Source organism: Variovorax sp. YR752, from assembly GCF_943372545.1.
Genome location: NZ_CALRZC010000142.1, coordinates 1 through 21,955, shown reverse-complemented (window position 1 = coordinate 21,955; position 21,955 = coordinate 1). Strand labels below are relative to the sequence as shown.

Sequence of the window (21,955 nt, the reverse complement as noted above, 5' to 3'; positions counted from 1 at the left end):
TGCCTTGCGCACGCCCGTCGAACGCTTTGCCGCGCTCCCCGAGTTCGACTTTGCGCCGCACCACGTTCAGGACCGGGCGGTCCTGCAGGGCTGGCGTTTGCACTGGGTGGACGAGACTGGTTCAGCAGCCAGCGATGGTCGCGTGGCCGACGTCCTGTGCCTGCATGGCCCGGGTGAGTGGGGCTACTTCTTTCGCCACCTCGTCGGCGCGCCCGGCGCGCGCACACTGGTGCCCGACCTGATCGGCTTCGGCAAGAGCGACAAGCCCAAGCGCGAAGCAACGCATCGGCTCGAATGGCACCGCGACGTTCTGCTGGCGTGGCTCGACGAAGTCCATCCCGAACCACTCGCGCTGGTCCACAGCGAGGCGGGCGGCGAACTGGCAACGCTGCTGCAAGCGGCGGCACCGGGCCGCTTCGTCGCGACGCTCGTCGCTCCCGACAGCGGCGTGCGCGCCAAGGACGCCTGGCGTGCGCCGTTCCCCGACCGGGGCTACGAAGCCGCGCTGCGTGCGCTCGGTCCGCGTGCCACGTCAGGCGGGCCCAGCGCCGCGCAGGCCGCCCCCCTGGCCCGGCAGATCCGGGACGCAATGGGATACTCGACGCCGTGACTTCGCAACATATCTACATCTACTCCCCCTCCAGTGCCATCCGCGACAAAGCCGCCTTCCGGCGCGGCGTGGCCCGGCTCAAGGCCCTCGGCCATGAGGTCGAAATCGACGAAGCCGCACTGACGGCGCACCAGCGTTTCGCAGGCGACGACGCCACGCGGCTCGCCGCCGTCTCACGCGCAGCCGCGAGCGGTGCCGACGTGGCGCTGATCGCACGCGGTGGCTACGGCCTCACGCGCATCCTCGACGCGCTGCCGTACAAGGCGCTGGCCAAGGCGATCGACAAGGGCACCGAGTTCGTCGGCTGCAGCGACTTCACGGCGCTGCAGAACGCGCTGCTGGCCAAGAACGGCGCCATCACCTGGGCCGGTCCCGCGGTCGGTGAAGACTTCGGCGCCGAAGGCGGCCCCGACGACATCATGGAAGCCTGCTTCGACGACCTGTTGAGCGGGCAGGGCGAGGGCACCGGCTGGCGCATGCCGGTGCGCGACGCCGAACTCAAGGTCAAGCCGATCGAAGACGCCGTGCTCTGGGGCGGCAACCTCTGCGTGCTGGCCAGCCTGCTGGGCACGCCGTACTTTCCGGTGGTCGACAAGGGCGTGCTGTTCATCGAGGACACCAACGAGCACCCGTACCGCGTCGAACGCATGCTCGACCAGCTGAAGCTCGCGGGCGTGCTGGCGCGCCAGAAGGCCATCGTGTTCGGCCAGTTCACGGGCGTGCGCAACATCGCCGGCTACGACCGCGGCTTCGGCATGAACACGGTGATCGACCGGCTGCGCGCCAGCCTGAAGAAGGTGCAGGTGATCGCCGGCTTGCCGTTCGGGCACGTGCAGACCAAGGTGCTGCTGCCGGTGGGTGCGAAGGTGGCGCTGGCCGCCGAGGGGCGCGATGTGTTCCTGGTGTGGGGCCATCGGCATGGCCACCATGACCATGGCGATCACCACGGTCACGACCATCACCACGATCACTGAGCCGCGACGCGGGCGGCTGTCGATGCCGCTCGCCCGCTCAGGCCGGTCACTGGTTCGTGAAGCGCTGATGGGCGCGCGGGCCCATCGAGCCGGGCAGACCGCCCTTGAACATGCTGTTGATTTCTTTCATCTGGCGCCGTGCGGCCGATTCGCCGTCGATGGCGCTCAGCGCAACCATCACGTCCTGACGCAGGTACCAGAGGGCTTCGACATCGACCGCAAAGCGCACGCGTTGACTGACACGCTGGATCGATTGGCCGCCGCGGCCCTGGAGCACCGACAGCATCGCAGTGCGAATGCGGCCGAGCTGACTTTCCCCAACCTGCCGCGATCCCAGGCCGGGTACGTTCAGAAGCTGAAAAAGGCGGCGAAAGAGCAGCATGTCACGAAAAGCGTATTGCCCGGAACTGGAACGGTCGCTACCTTAAGCCTCAGTTGGCCGAGACACAAGATGTGAAACACCGTTTCTTGTTTGCAAACAACAAGCTTTAGCGGTCTCTTTTGTTGTCATTTGAGTTTTGAGTCCAAAAGTATTAAAAAACTTTAGAACTCATCGGCACGATGCGGCAGCGGGCCCGCGCCGTGCAGCGTCAACAAGAAGCTTCTGCGGATCGTTCCTTGCATGTGATGGCGCATGTCGGAGAAACTTCTCGCAGGAGCAGCGAAAGGTCCAGAGCAACATAACCAGCGCTTGCTGCCAAGAAAAAAACAGTATGGGTGTCAATTCCACAGTCGTTTTCGCGGACTTGACCGGAAGTACCAGGGTCTTCGAGGCCATGGGGAATGCGCGTGCCACCGAGACCGTGACGCGGCTGACCCAATGGATCGGGCGTGTGTGCGAGGCCCACGGCGGCCGGGTCGTGAAGTCGTTGGGCGACGGTGTGTTCGCCATCTTCACCAGCGGCGCCGCCGCCACGCACGCGGTGATCGAGCTGCAGCGCTACCACCAGAAGCGCCTGGCCGGCTGGCCGGTGCCGCTGCGCATGGCGCTGCAGATCGGCGTGGCCAGCGGCGACGTGGTCGAGGTCGAGGGCGACTGCTTCGGCGATGCCGTCAACCTGGCCTCGCGCCTGAGCGACCTGGCCGGCCCCGGCCAGATCTGGGTCACCGAGACGGTGATCGCGCAATTGCACGAAGGCGTGGTGCAGCACCGCGACCTCGGACCGATCAACATCCGCGGGCGCAGCGAGATGTCGATCGTCCACCGCATCGACTGGCAGGAAGACCTGACCAGCTTCCTCACGGTGCCGGCCGCGCTGCTGCCGGCACGGATGCCGCCCGACTCCACCTTCGGCCACATCGAGCTCGCGTGGCTCGACGTGCGCTCGATGTTCCGCATCGACCAGCTGCCCATTCACCTCGGCCGTGTGGGCGACGCGCAGTTCGTGGTCAACGACCCGCGCGTGTCGCGGCTGCATGCGCGCATCGAAGAACGGCAGGGCAGTTGCGTGCTGATCGACGTCAGCACCTACGGCACCTGGGTGCGCTTCCACGGCAACGGCGGCTCGAGCCACGAGATCGCCTTGCGGCGCGACGAATGCGTGCTGCACGGCCGCGGCGAGATCGGCCTGGGCGCGCCGCTGAGCGACTTCAGCGCGCCGACCATCGCCTTCAATACGACCGGCGACGACGTCATGCTGTCGCGCAGAGCGATCGTCGACTGAGAATTCTGTTCACGTTTGGCAACCAGCTGGTGACCTTCGGCGTGCACCACGCGGAGGCGAGCCACGTTGCATGACCACCCCGGCGCCGTTCGCGCCGGGCCTGGAGCCACCATGCATTCCCCCAAGGATTCTTCTGTTTTCAGATGGGCCGCCGTCGCCGCCATCGCGGCCGGTGCGCTGTTCGCAACGGGCGCTGCCAGCGCGCGCACGAACTGGTCGGTGCAGATCGGCACACCCGGCGCGGTCTATGCGCCGCCGTACTACGTGCCGCCGCCCGCCTATGCGTACCCGGCCCCGATCTACTACGAGCCACCACCGCCGCGGGCCTACTACCGCCCGCCGCCGCCTGTGTACTACCGGCCGGCTCCGATCTACGCGCCGCCGCCCGGACGCCCGTACTACGGCCCCGGCTATCCCTACCGTCCGCCGAACGATGACGACGACGAGGATGACGACCGCGATTGACCCGCCGCCCGCATGCACGCGGGCATGCCAATTCTTGGCGTGACCTCTGACTAAAACGTCACATTCAGTCACATTTGTAAGTTCAAAGAATTCAATTCATGCCCGAAAGACTGTTTCAGTCGGGGGCATGACACTTGCCTTGGATCGTTCAACAGGCGCGCAGAGTGCCCAAGGAGCGACAAAAAATGCAGACCAGCCTTCGGCCTTTCACCAACGTCGAGGCCGCCATCGCGGCGGTGGAGGCCCTGGACGGTGAACTCCGTAAGTTCGAGCTGGCCGTGGGGGACAACCTCCAGGACAGCATCGGCCTGCAGATGGCGCAGATCACCGACCGCGCGCTCGCACGCGGCTGGGAGCCCAGCGGCTTCATCCAGAAGGAAGGTTTTCGCCTGTACCGCTACCGCGCGATGCGCTGAAAGGCGAGGGGGGCTTGCTCAGCCCGGCGCGAGGATGCGCTCGAGCGCCCCGATGTCGATGGGCTTTTGCAGGTGGTGGTCGAACAGCACCTCACCCGGCGCCGCATTCGCCGCGTCCCGTTCCGAAAAACCAGAAATCGCCACCAGCAGCCGCGGCGCACCTTCGCCCGTCCCCGCGCGCAGTCGGCGTGCCACCTCGGTGCCCGGAAAGTCGGGCAGCGTGAGGTCGATCAGCGCCGCATCGAAGCGCTCGCTGGCGGCGGCATCCAGCGCCTGTTGCGCCGTGTAGGTGCAGCGGGCGGTGTGGTCCTGCAGCGTCAGCAGCTCCCGCAGCAGGTCGGCCGCGGCCTCGTTGTCGTCGACGATCAGAACATTCACAGTTGTTGTCTTTCGGCATCCATTGATAGCGATCCCGCAGTATCGGCGTAGTGCCTACGGAAAGCCGTAACAAGGGCTTCGTTTGTTACTTCCCGGCGTCCGGCGTGGCAGGGGGCGTCTGCAGCGGCAGCTCGACGAAAAAGCGCGCGCCCTGGCCCGGTGTGCTCTCCACGCCGATGCGGCCCGCGTGCAGGCTCACGATCTTGTGCGTGATGTACAGCCCGAGGCCCAGGCCGGCCGCGTGCTTGCGGCTGACGTCGGTGCGCTCGAACTGTTCGAAGATGCGCTGGTGGTCCTCGGGCGAGATGCCGATGCCCTGGTCGCGCACGCTCACCACGGCGTTGTCGCCGTCCAGCCGCACCGTCATCTCGACCGGCTTGCCGCCGCCGTAGCGCATCGCGTTGGTCAACAGGTTGGTCAGCACCTGTTCGATGCGGAATTCGTCCCACACGCCGCGCAGCGTGTCGGGCGCCTCCAGCGAAATGGCGCAGCCCGCGGCCTCGGCCTGGTGGCGCAGGTTGTCGACCACGGCGCGGGCCAGCTCTGCCAGGTCGACCGGCTTGGTCTGGATCGACAGCGCATCGCGCCGCAGCCGCGTCACGTCGAGCATGTCGTCGATGAGGCGGACCATGTTGCGGATCTGCCGCTGATCGCGTTCGATCATCGTAGGCAGCTTTTCGGGCGAGAAGCTGTCGAGCTTGCCCTTGGACAGGTGCAGCTGCCGCAGCTGCGCTTCGAGGTACAGCGTGTTCAATGGCGTGCGCAGCTCGTGCGACACCATCGACATGAAGTCGTCGCGCATGCGCACCGCGCGCTCCAGCTCGCGCTGCGTGTGCTGCAGCTGCTGCACCAGCTCTTCCTGCTTGCGGTGCGCGGCGGCCAGCGATTCCATCTCGTGGCGCAGCGCCTTGCGGTGCTGGTGCAGGTCGACGAACACGCTCACCTTGCTGACCACCGCATGCGGGTCGAGCGGCTTGTGCAGAAAGTCGACCGCGCCGCTTTCGTAGCCCTGGAAGGCGTAGTTCATTTCGCGACCGGCGGCGCTCACGAAGATGATCGGAATGTGCCGCGTGCGCTCGGTGCCGCGCATCAGCTCGGCCAGCTCGAAGCCGTTCATGCCGGGCATCTGCACGTCGACGATGGCGAGCGCGAATTCATGCTCCAGCAGCAGCGTCAGCGCCGCCTCGGCCGAGCCGGCGCGGAACACCAGCCGACCCGGCGCACGAATCAGCGCCTCGAGTGCCAGCAGGTTCTCGGGCAGGTCGTCGACGATCAGCAGCTTGCTTTCGACCTCAATCGGCATGGACGGGCTCCAGTTGCTGCAGCAGGGTGCGCAGGTCACGCAGGGGAAGCACGTGGTCGGGCGTGTGGCGCGCAATGGCGGCGAGGGGCATGGTGGGAACCAGGGCTTCTTTCGGGTCTTGCACGGCGGTGAGTCCGCCGGCGCGGTGGATGCGGAACAGGCCTTCGGCGCCGTCCTCGTTCGCACCGGTCATGAGAAAGCCCGCCACCGACGGCCCGTAGGCGTCGGCGGCCGAGGCCATGAGCACATCGATGGACGGGCGCGAATACAGCACGGGCGGCTCGCAGCTCAGCGAAAAGCGCCGCTCGCGCTCGATCGACAGGTGGTAGCCCGGCGGCGCGAAGTACAGGCAGCCGTCGGCTATCGGCATCTTGTCGAGCGCCTCGTACACGGGAATCGGCAGGCGCTGCGCAAAGATCTCGGCGAGGTGGCTTTCGTGCGATTCGGGCAGGTGCAGCACCACCGCCATCGGAATGCGCCAGCCCGCCGGCAGGCCGTCGAGCACGGTACTGAGCGCGTCGATGCCGCCGGCCGAGGCGCCAAGCACCACGGCTTCGACGCGGCGAACCGGAAAGGAGCGGTGCTGTGTGTTGCCGCGCTTCATGCGACCTTGCGGTAGATGCGCTCGGCGCGCGCGTGGGTGTCGAAGCGGTCGGCGTAGCCCGAGAAGTCGATGCTTTCCTTCGAGCCCAGCCCCAGGAAACCACGGTGCGACAGCGACTCGTGAAACAGCCCGAGCGCGCGGTCCTGCAACTGGCGGTTGAAGTAGATCAGCACGTTGCGGCACGACACCAACTGCGTCTCGGCGAACACGCTGTCGGTGGCCAGGCTGTGGTCGGCAAAGATCACGTCGGCGCACAGCGAGGGGTCGAAGCGCGCGGCCTCGTAGGCGGCGGTGTAGTAGTCGGAGAACGCGCTGAGCCCGCCCGCGCGCTGGTAGTTCGACGTGTAGCCGCGAATGGCTTCGAGCGGAAAGATGCCCTGGCGCGCCTTCTCGAGCGAGGCCGGGTTGATGTCGGTGGCGTAGATCTGCGTGCGCTCGAGCAGGCCTTCCTCGCGCAGCAGGATGGCCAGCGAGAACACCTCTTCGCCCGTGCTGCAGCCCGCCACCCACACCTTGACCGACGGGTAGGTGTGCAGGATCGGCACCACGTGCCGGCGCAGCGCCAGAAAGTAGGCCGGGTCTCGGAACATCTCGCTCACCGGGATCGTCAGGAACTGCAGCAGCTGGCCGAACAGCGTGGCGTCGCGCAGCACGCGGTCCTGCAGCGCCGAGATGCTGGGCAGGTCGAGCTGTTCCAGCGCGTACAGCACGCGGCGCTTCTGCGAGGCGGTGGTGTAGTTGCGGAAGTCGTAGCTGTACTTGAGGTAGATGGCCTCCATCAGCAGGCGCAGCTCGATCTCGGTGTCGCTCAACGGCTGAGGCTGCACGGGCGCGGTGGCCGGCGCGAGGGCAGGGAGGGGCTTGCGGGTCACAGGCGCTCCATCTTCGGCATCCACACACGCAGCAGCGAGAACAGGCGCTCCAGGTCCACCGGCTTGGCCAGGTAGTCGCTGGCACCTGCGGCCAGGCATTGGTCGCGGTCGTCCTTCATGGCCTTGGCAGTGATGGCAATCACGGGCATCTTCACGAAGCGCGGGTCGGCGCGCAGGCGGCGCGTGGCTTCCAGACCGTCCATCTCCGGCATCATCACGTCCATCAGCACGAGGTCGATCTCGCTCACCTGGTCCAGGCGCTCCAGCGCTTCGCGACCGTTGCGCCCGATCTCGACCGTGGCGCCACGCTGCTCCAGCGCGCTGGTGAGCGCGAAGATGTTGCGCACGTCGTCGTCCACCAGGAGGATCGTGCGGCCTTCGAAGATGCGGTCGCGCCCGCGCGCCGTCTTCAGCATGCCCTGGCGCTCGCTCGACAGCTCCGCCTCCACCTTGTGCAGGAACAGCGTCACCTCGTCGAGCAGCCGCTCGGGCGAGCGCGCGCCCTTGATGATGATCGAGCGCGAGTAGCGCTGCAGCTCCGTCTCTTCGTCGCGCGTGAGGTTGCGCCCGGTGTAGACGATGACCGGCGGGAACGACACGATCTCTTCTGCCGCCATCTGCTTGAGCAGCTCGCTGCCCTGCATGTCGGGCAGGCGCAGGTCGGTGACCATGCAGTCGAACACGCGCGTGCGCAGCAGCGCCAGCGCCTCTTCGCCGGAGCCGACCGCGACGATCTCGATGTCGTCGTCGCCGATCAGCCGGATCACGCTTTCGCGCTGCAGCGCGTCGTCTTCCACCAGCAGCACGACCTTGACCTTCTGCGTGAGCTTTTCTTCCAGCCGCGCGAACACCTTGGTCAGCTCCTCGCGCGTGGCCGGCTTCAGCGCGAAGCCGATGGCGCCCATGTGCAGCGCGGCGGCCTGCGCGTTGTCGGCGGCCGAGACCACGTGGATCGGAATGTGGCGCGTGTGCGGCGAGTCCTTGAGCTTTTGCAGCACGTCCAGGCCGGTGCTGTCGGGCAGGCGCATGTCCAGCAGGATCGCGTCGGGCACGAACTGCGTCGCCAGCTCGAAGCCGTCGGCCGCGCCGTGCGCCACCAGGCAGCGGTAGCCCAGCTCGTGCGCCAGGTCGTACAGGATGTGGGCGAACTGGGGCTCGTCTTCGATCACCAGCACGCGGCGCACCTGGTCGCGCGGAATCGATCGGTCGTCCGCGAAGCGCGGGGCCGGCACGACGGGCGCCGGGGCTGGGGGCGCGAGCGGCGGTGGCGACAGCACGGCGGGCGCATGCGACGGCGAAGACGTCGACATCGACCGCAGCGTGCCCACCGGCGTGGCCGGCGCGGGCATGGTCTGCGGCGCGCGCGGCGGCAGTTGCAGCGTGAAGGTGCTGCCCTGGCCGGCTTCGCTCTTCACCGTCAGCGTGCCACCGAGCAGCTGCGTGAGGTCGCGCGAGATCGACAGGCCCAGCCCCGTACCGCCGTAGCGCCGGCTCGTCGTGCCGTCGGCCTGGCGAAAGGCCTCGAAGATCAGCTCGTGCTGCTGCGGGTCGATGCCGATGCCCGAGTCGTGCACCGCAAAGGCCGCGCCGCCATCGGCCGTGGCCGACACCGTGAGCGCCACTTCGCCGCGCTCGGTGAACTTGATCGCGTTCGACAGCAGGTTCTTCAGGATCTGCTCCACCCGCTGCCGGTCGGTGACCAGAAAGGCCGGCGTGTCGGGACGCAGCTCGAGCCGGAACTCCAGGTTCTTGTCGGTTGCGATCGGGCGGAAGGTGCTTTCGAGGCTCTGGGCCAGCTTGTCGAGCGGCACCTCTTCGGGCACCAGCTCCAGCTTGCCGGCCTCGACCTTGGCGATGTCCAGGATGTCGTTGATCAGCACGAGCAGGTCGTTGCCCGAGGCGTAGATCGATTCCGCGAACTTCACCTGTTCCAGCGACAGGTTGCCCTGCGGGTTGTCGCCCAGCAGCTTGGCCAGGATGAGCGCGCTGTTCAGCGGCGTGCGCAGCTCGTGCGACATGTTCGCCAGGAACTCCGACTTGTAGCGGCTGGCACGCTGCAGTTCGTCGGCGCGGTCTTCGAGGTCGCGCTGCACGCGGCGCAGCGCGGTGTTGCGCTGGTCGAGTGCCTCGGTGCGCTCCGACAGCTGGCTGTTGGTCTGCTCCAGCTCGGCCTGCTGGTTCTCCAGCATGGCCTGCGAGGCGCGCAGGGCGCGTGACTGTTCTTCGAGCTCTTCATTGGCGGTACGCAGCTCTTCCTGTTGCACCTGCAGCTCTTCGTTGAGCTGCTGGGTTTCGGCCAGCACGTCCTGCAGCTGCTCGCGGTAGCGCGCCGCCGCCAGCGAGGTGCCGATGTCGTCGGCCACCAGGTCGAACAGCTGCTCGCTGCGCGCGTCGGGCGTGCCCGGCAGGCCGAGTTCTAGCACGCCGTTGACGGCACCGTCGCTCGTCACCGGCAGCAGCAGCACGGCCCTGGGCGCCATCTCGCCAAGGCCGGAGTTCACCTTCAGGTAGTCGGCCTGCACCGGGTCGATCAGTATGCGGCGCCGCTCGGCCGCCGCCTGGCCGACCAGGCTTTCGGTGGGGGAGAACACCTGCGGCGAGGCTTCGGCCTCGCTGGAGAAACCGTAGCTCGCGGCGCGCCGCAGCGGGCCGTGGCGTTCACGCACGTAGAGCGCGCCGACCGAGCTGCCGAGGTGGCGCGAGAAAAACGCCAGGATCTTGCGGCCCATGTCCGGTGCGCTGAGTTCGCCGACCAGCTCGCCCACCAGCTCGGTCTGCGCATTGCGCAGCCAGGCCTCCTGCGCCAGGCGCTCCGCGTGGGCCGCCTGCTCGCGCAGCACCACGTCGTAGCTGTCGGACAGCCGCATCAGCTGCCGGCGCCCAAAGAACGCCACCAGCCCCGAGTACACCAGCGTGAACAGCAGGAACAGGCCGACCACCCACCAGCTCGTGCGGTTGGCCTCGGTGTTGCGCTGGAAGCGCAGCGTCTGCTCGGTGTCCATGAAGGTCGTGAACTCGGCGCGCAACTCATCGGTCAGGCGCTTGCCGCGGCCCAGCCGGACGGTGGCCTGCGGATCGACGCCGTTGCGCCGCGCCTCGATCATTTCGCGCGCGAAGGTCAGCCACGACTCCTGCAGGCCGGCGATGCGGTCGACGCGTTCCACTTGCTGCCGGTTGTCCGACACCTGGCGGCGCAGCGCGTCGGTGTCGGCCTTCAGGCGCGGCAGGGCGGTCTGGTAGGGCTCGAGAAAACTCTCCTCGCCGGTGATCAGGAAACCGCGCATGCCCGTCTCCATGTCGATGGAGCGACGTTGCAGTTCGCTGGCGGCGCGCGTGACCTGGTCGGTGTGCTCGACCCAGCTCAGGCTCGACAGCAAGTACAGGATCAGCGCGACGAAGGCCACGGCGCCGACCAGCCCACCGAGCAGCGGCAGCTTGAGGTTGCGGCTGAGCAGGCGGTCGAATTCGACGGGGTCGATCGCGGAGGGAGTTTTCATGGGCGCATTTGTAAGCAAAACTTGTCAAGTCTTGCCGAAAAACGGCATTCGACCTGTCGGAGAAGACCCCGATAGCACTTTGTGTGACGTATTGCCGCATTCGGTGCTCGCTATACTGTGGTTTCATCCAGTATCGGCGGCATGCCTTCCGAACCCCAAACCCCGTCTCCCGCCGCGTCTGCCACCGTCTCGGCGGCGCACGTCGTGTCCGTCAAGGCCCTGTGCGCGTTCGGCGCCAAGGCGGGCGATCTCGACCTGCGCTTCGTGCCCGCGCCCAGCGCGCTCGAAGGCATGGCCGGCCACGCGCTGGTGCAGGCACGGCGCGGCGGCGACTACCGCAGCGAGGTGCCGCTCGACAGCACCTGCGGCCCCCTGCGCGTGCGCGGCCGGGCCGACGGCTACGACCCGGCGCAGGCGCGGGTGGAAGAAATCAAGACCTTCCGCGGCGACTTCGACGCCATCCGCGCCAACCACCGGGCCTTGCACTGGGCGCAGGTGCGCTGCTACGGCTGGATGCTCTGCGAGCAGGAAGGGCACGACACCCTGACCGTCGCACTGGTCTACCTCGACCTGGCCAGCGGCGACGAAACCGTGCTCGAAGAGCAGCACACGCGCGACACCCTGCGCAGCCACTTCGAGACCCTGTGTGCTTGCTACAGCGACTGGGCGCAGCGCGAGGCAGCGCATCGCGGCGCGCTCGACGCCGCGCTGGCACGGCTCGAATTTCCCCATGCCGCCTTCCGCACCGGCCAGCGCGAACTGGCCGAAGCGGTCTACCGCGCCGCCGTCAGCGCGCGCTGCCTGCTGGCCCAGGCGCCCACGGGCATCGGCAAGACGCTGGCCACGCTCTTTCCGTTGCTCAAGGCGCGCGCGGCGCACCGGGTCGACAAGGTGTTCTTCCTCACCGCCAAGACCTCCGGCCGGCCCGTGGCGCTCGACGCCTTGCGGGTGCTGGGGCAGGGCGGTGCCCGGCCGCGCGTGCTCGAGTTGGCCGCCCGCGAGAAGGTCTGCGAGTACCCTGACCGCGCCTGCCATGGCGAGGCCTGCCCGCTGGCGCGCGGCTTCTACGACCGCCTGCCCGCCGCGCGCGCCGAAGCCGCACGGGCGGGCTGGCTCGACCGCGAGGCGCTGCGCCAGGTCGCGCTCGCGCACGAGGTCTGCCCCTATTTCCTCGCGCAGGAAATGACGCACTGGAGCGACGTCATCGTCGGCGACTACAACTACTACTTCGACAGCAGCGCCTTCCTGTTCGCCAGCATGAAGGACGCCAACTGGCGCGTTGCCGTGCTGGTCGACGAGGCGCACAACCTGCTGGAGCGCGCACGCGGCATGTACACCGCCAAGCTCGAAGGCGCGGCCCTCGAAGAAGCGCACCGCATCGCGCCCGCCGCCGTGCGCGGTCCGCTCGCGCGGTTGTTCCGCGAATGGGACACGCTGCAGCAGACACAGACGGCCGACTACGACACCGCCGACGAGATCCCCGAGCGCTTTTTGCGCACGCTGCAGGCCGCCAACACCGCGATGGCCGAGCACTTCGCCGCCACGCCAGACGCGGCACAGGGGCCGCTGCAGCGCTTCTTCTTCGATGCGCTGCACTTCGCGCGGCTGGCCGAAGTCTTCGACGACCACTCGGTGTTCGAGCGCACCTTGGGCGCCACGCAGGAGCAGCGCGGCCTGGCCATCCGCAACCTCGTGCCCAGACCGTTTCTCGAAGGCCGCTTTGCCGACGCCGTGTCGGTCACCTGCTTCTCGGGCACGCTGTCGCCGTTCGCGTTCTATCGCGACGCACTCGGCCTGCCCGAAGACACGGCGCTGCTCGACGTGGCGTCGCCGTTCAGCAGCCGGCAGTTGCGCGTCGAGGTGGCGACCGGCGTCTCCACGCGCTTTCGCGACCGCGCCGGCTCGCTGCGCCATGTGGCGGACATCATCGGCGCGCAGTTCGAGCGCCTGCCCGGCAACTACCTGGCCTTCTTCAGCAGCTTCGACTACCTCGACAAGGCCTGCGCCGCGTTCTCGCTGCGCCACCCCGGCGTGCCCGTGTGGGCGCAGACGCGCGGCATGCGCGAGGCCGACCGCCACGGCTTCGTCGCGCGCTTCGAAGAAGGCGGGCAGGGCATCGGTTTTGCCGTGCTCGGCGGGGCCTTCGGCGAAGGCATCGACCTGCCGGGCAGCCGCTTGATCGGCGCCTTTGTCGCGAGCCTCGGGTTGCCGCAGTACAACGAACTCAACGAGATCACGCGCGAGCGCATGCAGTCGCGCTTCGGCAAGGGCTACGAGTACACCTACCTCTACCCGGGCCTGCAGAAGGTGGTGCAGGCCGCGGGCCGCGTGATCCGCACCGAAGCCGACACCGGCGTGCTGCACCTGCTCGACGACCGCTTTGCGCGCGCCGAGATCCGCGAGCTGCTGCCGAGCTGGTGGCATGTGCAACTGGCCGGGGAGGCCTGGGAAGACGATGCGCGCCGCCCGACGCCTTGAACACGCCGGCCAGCCCGACCTGTTCGGCGAGGCGCCCGTCGCGGCCATCGAGGGCCTGCGCTACGAACGCGAGTTCCTGTCGCGCGACGAAGAGGCCGACCTGCTGCGCATCGTGCAAGGCCTGCCGCTCAAGGAGATGCGCTACAAGGAATACACCGCGCGCCGGCGCGGCACCAGCTTCGGTGGCAGCTACGACTTCGACACCAACCGCCTCAAGCCCGGCGCGCCGCTGCCCGAGGCGCTGCATCCGCTGCGGGCCAAGGCCGCCGCCTGGGCCGGCGTCGCGCCCGAAGACCTCACCCACCTTCTGATCGCCGAGTACCGCCCCGGCACGCCGCTGGGCTGGCACCGCGACGTGCCCGACTTCGAGGACATCGTCGGCGTCTCGCTGCACGGTGATGCGGTGATGCAGTTCAGGCCCTACGTGCCCGGCGCGCCCGCGTCGGGGCCGGCCGCGCTCGAGTTCCTCATCGAGCCGCGCTCCGTCTACCTGCTGCGCGGGCCGGCGCGCTGGGCATGGCAGCACGCCATTGCGCCGACCGAGGCGCTGCGCTACTCGATCACATTGCGAACCCGCGCACACGACAGACTGCGCTGACGCGCAGCGCCTGCCTCTTCCGACCCACGGCGCCGCACAGGTGGCCAGCATGAAGGCTTCTTTCATCCCATTTGATTGAAGGAGCACAGACATGCCAAGAGGCGACAAGTCGTCCTACACGGACAAGCAGAAACGCAAGGCCGAGCACATCGAGGAAGGCTACGAGCACCGCGGCGTGGCCAAGGGCGAGGCCGAGCGGCGCGCCTGGGCCACGGTGAATGCCGAGACCGGTGGCGGCAAGAAGAGCGGCTCGGGCCGTGGCCGGCCCGAGAACCACGCGCCGTCGCGCAAGGGGGGCCGCCTCGGTGGCGCCGCAGCGGCACACCGCTCGGCCGCCGAACGCTCGGCGTCCGCCGGGAAGGGCGCAGCCACGCGCAAGCGCAACGCTGAAAAGCGCAGCTAGAGAAGGGCCACCCATGCACATCATTCTTGGCGCGACGGGCCACGTCGGCTCGGCGCTGGCGCAAGCGCTGCTCGCGCAGAACCAACCCGTCACGCTGGTCACGCGCGACGCCCGCAAGACCCAGGCGCAGCAGAAGAAGGGCGCGCGCGTGGCGGAGGTGGACGTGTTCGACACGGCCGCGCTGCACCGCGTGATCGCCAGCGGCACGCGGCTCTTCGTGCTCAATCCGCCGGCCGCGCCGTCGACCGACACCGTGGCCGAGGAGCACCGCACGCTGCGCGCCATCCTGGCGGCGATCGAAGGCTGCAAGCTCGAGAAGATCGTCGCCGCCTCGACCTACGGCGCGCAGCCCGGCGAAGGCATCGGCGACCTGGGCGTGCTGTACGACATGGAGCAGGCGCTGGCCGCCGGCCCCGTGCCGCTGAGCGTGCAGCGCGCGGCCTACTACATGAGCAACTGGGACGCCTCGCTCGACACCGCGCGCACCGAGGGCAAGGTGCACAGCATGTACCCGCCCGATTTCAAGCTGCCGATGGTGGCGCCGCACGACATCGGGGAGTTCGCGGCCAAGCTGATGCTGGCGCCGCCCGAAGCCTCAGGGTTGCATCACGTCGAGGGACCGAAGCCGTATTCGCCGGCCGACGTGGCAGCAGCCTTTGCCGCCGCGCTGGGCCGGCCGGTCGAGGCGGTGCAGACGCCGCCCGCGCAATGGGAGCAGGCCTTCCGGTCGATGGGCTTTTCGGAATCCGCGGCGAAGTCCTATGTCGAAATGACGCGCCTCACGCTCGAAGAGGCCTACGAGCCGGCGCATGCACCGAAGCGGGGGGCCATTTCGATGGATGCCTACATCGCAGCACTGGTGAAAAAGAGCAGCAAGTGAACGATCGTTGAAGTCGGCCTTGCTCGCGGTCCTCAACCAACGATCCCTCTACGCACGTGACTTTCTGGCTGCGTCATCGGCGTCGGCATCTGCTTCGAAGTTCGCGCGCTCTCTTGATTGGTAGCGAAAAGCCGATGCGTCATGGGGTGTTGAAATCATTGACGGCACTCCTTTGTGGCGAGAACAAGATGAAAAGAAGGAAGAGTGCTTTTAGCACCACGGCGTCTCTCCTCTTCTTCAAGAACTGGCACACGGAGTCGGCAATCATTTCGTGCCATGCCCAGCGTTTATGCATATGAAAATCGTCTACTGCACCAGCTCAATAGATCGGAATAGTTTTTCAACAGCGTCGACCTCTTCGAGCGCCACACTGTCGTTGATCCGCAATAAAGCAGAGCTATAGACTGCGGAAATCCTGTTTCTTTTGAAAAAAGAAAAGTGCCTCTCCATGAACTTGGGTTCATTTTTCTGATTTCGATAGGTTATGGTACACACCAAAAAATCCCCGGAGTTATTCTTCCAGTGCTGAATTTTTGCATCTGGATTTATTGCGCCCTCAGACTCTTTCGCTACCTCTGCCGCTCTCTGCTGGTACACAGGCCATTCATTGATTGCCTGCAGGAATTTATTTTCATCGAAAAAATATCTTCTCCCGGCAGCTTCATATCTTACAAAATCAAAAATTGGCCCCGGAGGAGTTGTTCGATCCTTCCTTACATATAAGTAAGGCTTCTTTTCTTTTTGAATTTTCTGCTCTAACTCTCTGTCGCCCTTCTCCAGATTTATAACCAGAATCCGTGTTTCGGCGTTTTTCCACTTTTGGCACATCCCCTCTTCGAGGGAGGATTGCAATTTCTCCAAATTAAAGCCGAAAGTTTTGAATTTTATGGAGTTGCATAAATTGAAGCTTTCAGCTTCGCCGGCATGAAGGCACGCGGAAAAAATTAAGCTCAAATGCAGAAGGAGAAAAATACGGAGAAATTTTTTCATCGCACCGATTGGGAGCTCATAGATCTACTGTCAACGCTGCAATGACTCTGGGGTTGGTGGGGTACCTTCCAAAAACTCTATCCCGTGCAATATTGCGCGCCGGAAGATCACGGTGCCATCGGCGATGGCGCGCACCGGTTCGTCGGCCGTGGGTGCGTTGATGTGGATGCCGCCATGCCAGGCCATCGCCTGGCTGACGGGAAATGCGCCGCTGCCGACGATGCCGCCGGGCATCACGTCGCTGACGCACTGTTCGCTGTAGACGGGGATGTCCGGCTGGGACAGAAAGGGTGGGCTGATGATCATCGCGTGCTCGCCTAAACCGAAAACTTGAACTTGCGGGGCGGCGGTGTAGTGCTCGGCGGCTCTTCGAACACCGCGATGCCCGTGGGCAGGGCCGGCAACTTTGCGGGCTTCCCTCCCGGGCCCACAAAACTCTTGGTCGTCCCCTTGATGTCCAGCAGCCCGGGCATCTTCAGCGTGATGTTCATCCCATCCAACTCGATGCTCGTCTGCCCACCCTTGAGCGTGATCTTCTGCTGCGCCAGCACATGGATCTCGTCATTGCTGCTCGTGACCGTGAAGCCTTCCTTGGCCAGCCATTCGAGCTCGTCGGTGTGCGCCTGCACGCTCACCGGCCCGTCCTGCGCGATGACCTGGATGCCACCTTCGTGGCTGTACAGCCCCACGGATTTGCCGGCCGCGAAGCTCACGGTCCTGCCCGCTGCCACGTGGGCCTGCGCTTGAGCGGTCCAGTGGATCGCCTCGCCCGCGAACACCGTGGCACTGGCAGGCGTGGCCATGTTCAGGCTCATGGCCGCATCGAGCACCATAAGCGGCCGCGCAAAGGCGGGGACGGAGTCTTGCCCTTCGCGCGAACCTGCGCCTTCTCCACCCTTCGGCTCGCGCGCGTCCTGCCCGTTGACGCTGCCAGGGTAACGCCCGTTCTTCTGCGGATCGATGTCGTCGATGAGCGGCTGCAGCAGCGCCGTGGCGCTCAACGCCAGGGCCTTGGCACCGCCGGCCGCATCGGACAGCTTCTGCGCCTCGCGCAGCGCGCCCGCGAGCTGGCCGCGCACGCTGGTGGTGTCCTGCACGCTGCCCGCCGCCCGCTCCTGGGCCAGCGTGGAGATCAGCAGGCCCTCGCCGGCGCGCGTGGCGACCCAGGCGTCGGAGCGCAGCTCGGCGCCGCTGCCGCGCCAGGCGCCGCGGTTGCTCTCGTCGGGGGACTGGGCGTTGAGGTGACCCAGGTTCAGCTGGCTCGCGGCTTGCGAGCTGGCCAGGCGGGTGCGCACCTGGCCGGGTGCATCGTCGGCGATCCACTGGTTGTAGCCGCTGCCGTCGAGCGCGCGGCTGTGCCAACCCGAGAGCACGCCTGCGTGGTTGGCTGATGAATCGGTGCCGGCCGACCAGGGTGGCAGGTCCTGGCCGTTGTAGAGCTGCTGGGCGACCACTGGTCGGTCGATGTCTCCTTCGATGAAGGACACCAGCACTTCTGAACCTACGCGCGGCAGGTGGTGTGCGCCCCAGTTCGGTCCGGCCACCGGTGCGGCCACGCGCAGCCAGACGGACTGGCGGTTGCTGGCGTGGCGACCGGCGGCGACCAGGCTGCCTTGTCCGCTGCTCGTCGACTGCTGCTGGCCCGCACGCTGGGTCTGCCAATGGAAACGCACCTGCACGCGATGGTCGCGCTGCGTGTGGACCGCAGTTGGTGCCTCGTCGTCATCGGCACCGACCACGAGCGCGACCATGGCCTCGGGGGCGGTCGGCTTGGGTCGCCACAGCGGCACGACCTGCGCTTCGGCCGGCTGGGCCTCGAAGCTGTTGCGGTAGCTGCCTTTCTCAAGCTCGCCGGCTTCGAGCACCTGCGCGGCCTGTGCGCCGAGGTTGTTGGCTGCTTCGTGGCGCACGCGCAGCGCGAGGAATTTGCGGCCCTCGTAGCGGTCGTGCTGCGTGAGCGTGAAGCGTTCACCGGCACCCAGTTGTCGCACGCTGCCTGCCGCGCCGTAGCGCTTGATGCGCGACTCGAAGGCCACGAGTTGCTGCTCGGCGCGACGGGCGGCAGTGGCGCTGTCGGCGTAGCGCTGTGCGCCGGCGCCGTCGTAGTGCTCCAGCACGGGCACGTCGCCCATCGCGAGCGCGCTCTGCACCGCGCCGGTGGGGGCTTGCAGCACGCTGGCGTCCCAGGCGTTGCGCATGACGGCGTTGGTCGCAACCTGGCGCCGGCTGCTCCACGCGGTGATGGCGTCGGTCGATTCGGTGGCGTCGGCGCGGTGGAAGCGGATCTGCGGCAAGGCGCAGTCGGGCGGGGTCGCCGTGCGATCGAAGATCACGAGGCGGTGGTGCGAGGGCGTGGTGTTGCTCGCACTGCTGCTGCCATTTGCCGACTGCTGCTCATGTTCGAACCGAAAGCTCAGGCCTTCTTCCGCCAGCAGTCGCAGCACGAAGGCCAGGTCCGACTCTCGGTACTGCACGCAGGTCGGCCGCACGGGCATCTCCTGTGTGACTTCGAAACTGAAGCTCGCAGTCGTGTGATCGGCGAACACCTCGCTGACGATGTCCTGCACGTGCTTGGCGGCGTACACGAAGCTGTCGCGGCGCAGCCCGAGCGCGGCGAGCCAAGGTTGCAGATGCAGCCGGTAGCGCGCCAGACCGCCGTCACCACCCAATGCATCAACCGCCGTGAGGTAGCCGTGCCAGGTGCGAAAGCTGCCATTGGCCAGCAGAAGCCGCAGGCTCAACTCTTCACCGATCAGCGCGAACGGGTCGAACTCGCTCGACGTGGCGAGCGTATCGATGGTGAAGTCGAAGAGCTCGCTGATGCCCTCGGTGCCGGTGAAGCGCTCGACGACGACGGCGTTCTGCGGCGCCGACGCGGGCAGCTGCAGCTTGATGAGCCGCGCCTGCTCCGAGAGCCGCGCGACGTTCAGGCCTTCGAGCTTCCATGGCGTCGCGCCATGGAAGGTATTCGTACTGTCTGATGACATGGATGACCACCTCCCCGGTGTCGTTGCCGGTATGCCCGGTCTTGGCCCATTTCTTCACATGCGTGATCTTCCCGCCTGCCTTGTCGATTCAAAGATCGGCCTCGGAAGTGCTGCATGAATCCGGACAACTCTACTTCAACGAAGAAGCATCAACGCGCCCCCAAAGTGAGTGCTTCTGGGTGCATTTCTCCGGAAAATTCGTTCTCTGCTTCGCAAAGGAAGGCGTTCGTTCTCATGCCAATTTCTGGATGAAGTTTTTTCTGACAGCGACAGGTCGATGGATGCGACGCGTACATCGCCGCTCTGGTCAAAAAGAGCAGCGGCTGAACGATCGTTGAAGTCGGCCACGGCCGTGTCTGAAAAGCGCGGCCAAGGCGGCCAGCACCCCGAGAACCGGACATTCGCTCGCGATCTTTGGCGGCAGCCGGACAACTTGCGTGAGCGCCCCTGCGAGCGGGGCAGGCGCGACCACGCTGAAGCCCCCATCGTTGCGACGAACGGCCGCGCTACGCCGCACAACGTCGCCCAAACCTCCCTCATCACGCCCCGCAAACACCCGCCCGAAGCGCGTTTGCCGCACCGTCTTTCCGTCGATACGATCCCGCGCCTTTGCCCCTCGTTTCTCGCGATGGGTAATGCTTTTTTCGAACAAGAAAGGAATGCGCGGGTGCCCCCAACGACCACTGCTTCTCCGAACGCCAATGCCGGCTGGCAACAACGCAGCCGCCGCCACGTCTGGCACCCCTGCACCCAGAGCATCCGTCTCGAGGTCGCGCCGCCGCTGCCCATCGCGCGCGGCGAGGGCGTCTGGCTGACCGACCACGAGGGCCGGCGCTACCTCGACGCGACCAGCTCATGGTGGGTCAACCTGTTCGGCCACGCGCACCCGGCGATCAACGCCGCGCTCAAGGCGCAGCTGGACACGCTGCCGCACGTGATGCTCGCGGGCTGCACCCACGCGCCCGCAGTCGAGCTGGCCGAGCGGCTGGCGGCGCTCACGGGCCACGCGCTGGGCCATTGCTTCTATGCCTCCGACGGCGCCTCGGCCGTGGAGATCGCGCTGAAGATGAGCTTTCACGCCTGGCGCAACGCGGGCCGTGCCGACAAGCGCCGCTTCGTGGCCCTGCGCGGCGGGTACCACGGCGAGACGCTGGGCGCGCTGCACGTCACCGACGTGCCCGTGTTCCGCGACGCCTATGCGCCGCTGCTCGCGAGCGCGCACCTCGTGGCCTCGCCCGACGCGCGTGGCGCCCGGCCCGGCGAAGACGCCGCCGCTGTCGCGAACCGCGCGGCCGACGAGCTCGAGGCGCTCTTGGCCGCGCAGCACGACAGCATCGCCGCCGTGATCGTCGAGCCGCTGGTGCAGTGCGCCACCGGCATGGCGATGCACGATCCGGCCTACCTGCGCCGCGTGCGCGCGCTGTGCGACTGCTTCGGCGTGCACCTGATCGCCGACGAGATCGCGGTCGGCTGCGGGCGCACCGGCACCTTCTTCGCGTGCGAGCAGGCCGGCATCTGGCCCGACTTCCTGTGCCTGTCGAAGGGCATCAGCGGCGGCTACCTGCCGCTGGCGCTGGTGATGACGCGCGACGCCATCTACCAGGGCTTCGTCGACGACGACGCCACGCGCAGCTTTCTGCATTCGCATTCCTACACCGGCAACGCGCTGGCCTGCCGCGCGGCGCTCGCCACGCTCGATCTGTTCGACGCGGAAGACGCGCTGAACCGCAACCTTTCGCGATCCGCGCGCCTGTTCGCCCGACTGCGCGAGGGGCTGGCCGGACACGAAATCGACCATCTGCGCCAGCGCGGAATGATCACGGCCTTCGATGTGCGCGCGCCCGGCCCGCGCTTCGCCGAGCGCTTCCACCTCGCGGCGCGCGACCACGGCCTGCTGATGCGGCCCATCGGCGCGACCGTGTACCTGATGCCGCCGTATGCCATTGCCGACGACGAGATCGACCAATTGGTGGACGGCACGCTCGCGACGCTGAAAGCCGTCACCACCGCATCCGGCGCCATCGCCGAAGAAGGAGCCCGCGATGCTGCGCTTGCTTGAACGCCTGCAGAACGAAATCACCGCGCTCGACGCGCGCTCGCTGCGTCGCCGCCGGCAGATCGCCGAAACCGCCTGCGCGCCCGAACAGATCCTCACGCTGGCCGGCTCCAGCGCGCCGCGCACGATGCTCGGTTTCAGCAGCAACGACTACCTGGGCCTGGCCGCGCACCCCGCGCTGGCCGAGGCGCTGGCCGAAGGCGCGGCGCGCTACGGCACGGGCAGCGGCGGCTCGCACCTCATCCTGGGCCACTCGCGCGCCCACGCGCAGCTCGAAGAGCGGCTCGGCGAATGGATGGCGCCGCACATTCCCGAGGCGCGCAGCCTGTTCTTCTGTACCGGCTACATGGCCAACCTGGCGGTGCTGTCGGCGCTGGGCGATGCCGAGGCAGTGATCTTCTCGGAGACGCTGAACCACGCCTCGCTGATCGACGGCGCGCGGCTGGCCCGCGCCCGCGTGGAGCGCTACCCGCACTGCGACCTGCAGGCGCTCGACGCGCAGCTGGCCGCCTGCGACGCGCCGGTCAAGATCATCGTGAGCGACGCCGTCTTCAGCATGGATGGCCACATCGCCCCGGTGGCCGGCCTGCTCGCGCTGGCCGAGCAACACGACGCCTGGCTGGTGATCGACGACGCGCACGGCTTCGGCGTGCTCGGCGCCACCGGGCGCGGCGCGCTGCAGGCGCTGGCGCTGCGCTCCGAGCGGCTGGTGCTGATCGGCACGCTGGGCAAGGCAGCGGGCGTATCGGGTGCCTTCGTGGCGGCGCACCGCACGGTGAT

The 21,955-nt window shown here is 67.2% G+C and carries 21 protein-coding genes; 12 read left to right on the top strand and 9 right to left on the bottom strand.

Going from position 1 to position 21,955, the window contains the following annotated elements:
- Together AAG801_RS26895 and AAG801_RS26890 are read left to right on the top strand one after the other, a co-directional pair.
- Positions 1-610: alpha/beta fold hydrolase (locus AAG801_RS26895; RefSeq protein WP_341891131.1), on the top strand; the 610-nt coding region annotated here is incomplete at its 5' end.
- Positions 607-1,584, top strand: coding sequence for an LD-carboxypeptidase (locus tag AAG801_RS26890; protein WP_341891130.1), 978 nt, complete (start codon positions 607-609; stop codon positions 1,582-1,584). The genes AAG801_RS26895 and AAG801_RS26890, both read left to right, overlap by 4 nt.
- Positions 1,585-1,630: 46 nt before the next feature.
- On the opposite strand, the gene AAG801_RS26885 is transcribed toward AAG801_RS26890, so the two are convergent.
- A complete protein-coding gene (locus tag AAG801_RS26885) occupies positions 1,631-1,966 on the bottom strand; it encodes a hypothetical protein (RefSeq protein WP_101493067.1) in 336 nt (111 codons plus the stop codon).
- Positions 1,967-2,297: 331 nt separating this feature from the next.
- On the opposite strand from AAG801_RS26885, the gene AAG801_RS26880 reads away from it, so the two are divergent.
- The 3 genes from AAG801_RS26880 (at position 2,298) to AAG801_RS26870 (ending at position 4,129) form a co-directional block, all read left to right on the top strand.
- Positions 2,298-3,248: an adenylate/guanylate cyclase domain-containing protein gene (locus AAG801_RS26880; RefSeq protein ID WP_341891129.1), complete on the top strand. Its 951-nt coding sequence runs from the start codon at positions 2,298-2,300 to the stop codon at positions 3,246-3,248.
- A gap of 111 nt (positions 3,249-3,359) precedes the next feature.
- On the top strand, positions 3,360-3,713 hold the full coding sequence (locus tag AAG801_RS26875) for a hypothetical protein (protein WP_341891128.1): 354 nt from the start codon (positions 3,360-3,362) through the stop codon (positions 3,711-3,713).
- A gap of 185 nt (positions 3,714-3,898) precedes the next feature.
- Complete coding sequence (locus AAG801_RS26870; RefSeq protein WP_225617034.1) at positions 3,899-4,129, top strand: hypothetical protein; 231 nt, start codon at positions 3,899-3,901, stop codon at positions 4,127-4,129.
- Positions 4,130-4,147: 18 nt separating this feature from the next.
- Here AAG801_RS26870 and AAG801_RS26865 read toward each other — a convergent pair whose 3' ends face one another.
- The 5 genes from AAG801_RS26865 to AAG801_RS26845 form a co-directional block, all read right to left on the bottom strand.
- Positions 4,148-4,507, bottom strand: coding sequence for a response regulator (locus AAG801_RS26865; RefSeq protein WP_101493070.1), 360 nt, complete (start codon positions 4,505-4,507; stop codon positions 4,148-4,150).
- A gap of 85 nt (positions 4,508-4,592) precedes the next feature.
- Entirely contained in the window at positions 4,593-5,810 is a 1,218-nt protein-coding gene (locus tag AAG801_RS26860) for a hybrid sensor histidine kinase/response regulator (protein ID WP_101493071.1), read from the bottom strand.
- Positions 5,800-6,414: a chemotaxis protein CheB gene (locus tag AAG801_RS26855; protein ID WP_341891127.1), complete on the bottom strand. Its 615-nt coding sequence runs from the start codon at positions 6,412-6,414 to the stop codon at positions 5,800-5,802. Before AAG801_RS26855 ends, AAG801_RS26860 begins: the two co-directional genes overlap by 11 nt.
- Positions 6,411-7,193, bottom strand: a complete 783-nt coding sequence (locus tag AAG801_RS26850) for a protein-glutamate O-methyltransferase CheR (protein ID WP_341891132.1) — start codon at positions 7,191-7,193, stop codon at positions 6,411-6,413. The genes AAG801_RS26855 and AAG801_RS26850 overlap by 4 nt, the downstream gene beginning before the upstream one ends.
- A gap of 89 nt (positions 7,194-7,282) precedes the next feature.
- Positions 7,283-10,783 carry a response regulator gene (locus AAG801_RS26845; RefSeq protein WP_341891126.1) on the bottom strand — a complete coding sequence of 1,167 codons (3,501 nt, stop codon included), beginning with the start codon at positions 10,781-10,783 and terminating at the stop codon, positions 7,283-7,285.
- A gap of 141 nt (positions 10,784-10,924) precedes the next feature.
- On the opposite strand from AAG801_RS26845, the gene AAG801_RS26840 reads away from it, so the two are divergent.
- The 4 genes from AAG801_RS26840 to AAG801_RS26825 all read left to right on the top strand — a co-directional run bounded on the left by AAG801_RS26840 (position 10,925) and on the right by AAG801_RS26825 (position 15,142).
- The gene (locus tag AAG801_RS26840) at positions 10,925-13,261 is read left to right on the top strand and encodes an ATP-dependent DNA helicase (RefSeq protein ID WP_341891125.1); all 2,337 of its coding nucleotides are present in this window, start codon (positions 10,925-10,927) and stop codon (positions 13,259-13,261) included.
- Complete coding sequence (locus tag AAG801_RS26835; RefSeq protein WP_341891124.1) at positions 13,239-13,859, top strand: alpha-ketoglutarate-dependent dioxygenase AlkB; 621 nt, start codon at positions 13,239-13,241, stop codon at positions 13,857-13,859. Before AAG801_RS26840 ends, AAG801_RS26835 begins: the two co-directional genes overlap by 23 nt.
- Positions 13,860-13,950: 91 nt before the next feature.
- Positions 13,951-14,262: a plasmid stabilization protein gene (locus AAG801_RS26830; protein ID WP_341891123.1), complete on the top strand. Its 312-nt coding sequence runs from the start codon at positions 13,951-13,953 to the stop codon at positions 14,260-14,262.
- A gap of 13 nt (positions 14,263-14,275) precedes the next feature.
- Complete coding sequence (locus AAG801_RS26825; protein WP_341891122.1) at positions 14,276-15,142, top strand: NmrA family NAD(P)-binding protein; 867 nt, start codon at positions 14,276-14,278, stop codon at positions 15,140-15,142.
- Between the two features lie 306 nt (positions 15,143-15,448).
- Here the strand turns inward: AAG801_RS26825 and AAG801_RS26820 are convergent, their stop codons facing one another.
- From AAG801_RS26820 to AAG801_RS26810, 3 genes are read right to left on the bottom strand one after another with little or no spacing between them, the layout of a single operon-like run.
- Entirely contained in the window at positions 15,449-16,132 is a 684-nt protein-coding gene (locus AAG801_RS26820) for a hypothetical protein (protein WP_341891121.1), read from the bottom strand.
- 30 nt (positions 16,133-16,162) lie between these two features.
- Entirely contained in the window at positions 16,163-16,438 is a 276-nt protein-coding gene (locus AAG801_RS26815) for a hypothetical protein (protein ID WP_341891120.1), read from the bottom strand.
- Between the two features lie 11 nt (positions 16,439-16,449).
- Positions 16,450-19,119, bottom strand: coding sequence for a type VI secretion system Vgr family protein (locus tag AAG801_RS26810; RefSeq protein ID WP_341891119.1), 2,670 nt, complete (start codon positions 19,117-19,119; stop codon positions 16,450-16,452).
- Positions 19,120-19,121: 2 nt separating this feature from the next.
- Here AAG801_RS26810 and AAG801_RS26805 point away from each other — a divergent pair, with 2 nt between their 5' ends.
- The 3 genes from AAG801_RS26805 to AAG801_RS26795 all read left to right on the top strand — a co-directional run.
- Positions 19,122-19,457 (top strand): hypothetical protein, encoded by a 336-nt coding sequence (locus tag AAG801_RS26805; RefSeq protein WP_341891118.1) that lies wholly within the window; start codon positions 19,122-19,124, stop codon positions 19,455-19,457.
- Between the two features lie 329 nt (positions 19,458-19,786).
- A complete protein-coding gene (gene bioA, locus AAG801_RS26800; protein ID WP_341891117.1) occupies positions 19,787-21,178 on the top strand; it encodes an adenosylmethionine--8-amino-7-oxononanoate transaminase in 1,392 nt (463 codons plus the stop codon).
- Positions 21,162-21,955 (top strand): aminotransferase class I/II-fold pyridoxal phosphate-dependent enzyme (locus tag AAG801_RS26795; protein ID WP_341891116.1); only part of this gene is annotated, 794 nt, incomplete at its 3' end. The genes bioA and AAG801_RS26795, both read left to right, overlap by 17 nt.

Coding starts and splice junctions, on each gene's coding strand:
- AAG801_RS26885 (WP_101493067.1), bottom strand. CDS start 1,966: ATGCTGCTCTTTCGCCGCCTTTTTCAGCTTCTGAACGTACCCGGCCTG.
- AAG801_RS26880 (WP_341891129.1), top strand. CDS start 2,298: ATGGGTGTCAATTCCACAGTCGTTTTCGCGGACTTGACCGGAAGTACC.
- AAG801_RS26875 (WP_341891128.1), top strand. CDS start 3,360: ATGCATTCCCCCAAGGATTCTTCTGTTTTCAGATGGGCCGCCGTCGCC.
- AAG801_RS26870 (WP_225617034.1), top strand. CDS start 3,899: ATGCAGACCAGCCTTCGGCCTTTCACCAACGTCGAGGCCGCCATCGCG.
- AAG801_RS26860 (WP_101493071.1), bottom strand. CDS start 5,810: ATGCCGATTGAGGTCGAAAGCAAGCTGCTGATCGTCGACGACCTGCCC.
- AAG801_RS26855 (WP_341891127.1), bottom strand. CDS start 6,414: ATGAAGCGCGGCAACACACAGCACCGCTCCTTTCCGGTTCGCCGCGTC.
- AAG801_RS26850 (WP_341891132.1), bottom strand. CDS start 7,193: ATGGAGGCCATCTACCTCAAGTACAGCTACGACTTCCGCAACTACACC.
- AAG801_RS26845 (WP_341891126.1), bottom strand. CDS start 10,783: ATGAAAACTCCCTCCGCGATCGACCCCGTCGAATTCGACCGCCTGCTC.
- AAG801_RS26840 (WP_341891125.1), top strand. CDS start 10,925: ATGCCTTCCGAACCCCAAACCCCGTCTCCCGCCGCGTCTGCCACCGTC.
- AAG801_RS26835 (WP_341891124.1), top strand. CDS start 13,239: ATGCGCGCCGCCCGACGCCTTGAACACGCCGGCCAGCCCGACCTGTTC.
- AAG801_RS26830 (WP_341891123.1), top strand. CDS start 13,951: ATGCCAAGAGGCGACAAGTCGTCCTACACGGACAAGCAGAAACGCAAG.
- AAG801_RS26825 (WP_341891122.1), top strand. CDS start 14,276: ATGCACATCATTCTTGGCGCGACGGGCCACGTCGGCTCGGCGCTGGCG.
- AAG801_RS26820 (WP_341891121.1), bottom strand. CDS start 16,132: ATGAAAAAATTTCTCCGTATTTTTCTCCTTCTGCATTTGAGCTTAATT.
- AAG801_RS26815 (WP_341891120.1), bottom strand. CDS start 16,438: ATGATCATCAGCCCACCCTTTCTGTCCCAGCCGGACATCCCCGTCTAC.
- AAG801_RS26810 (WP_341891119.1), bottom strand. CDS start 19,119: ATGTCATCAGACAGTACGAATACCTTCCATGGCGCGACGCCATGGAAG.
- AAG801_RS26805 (WP_341891118.1), top strand. CDS start 19,122: ATGACCACCTCCCCGGTGTCGTTGCCGGTATGCCCGGTCTTGGCCCAT.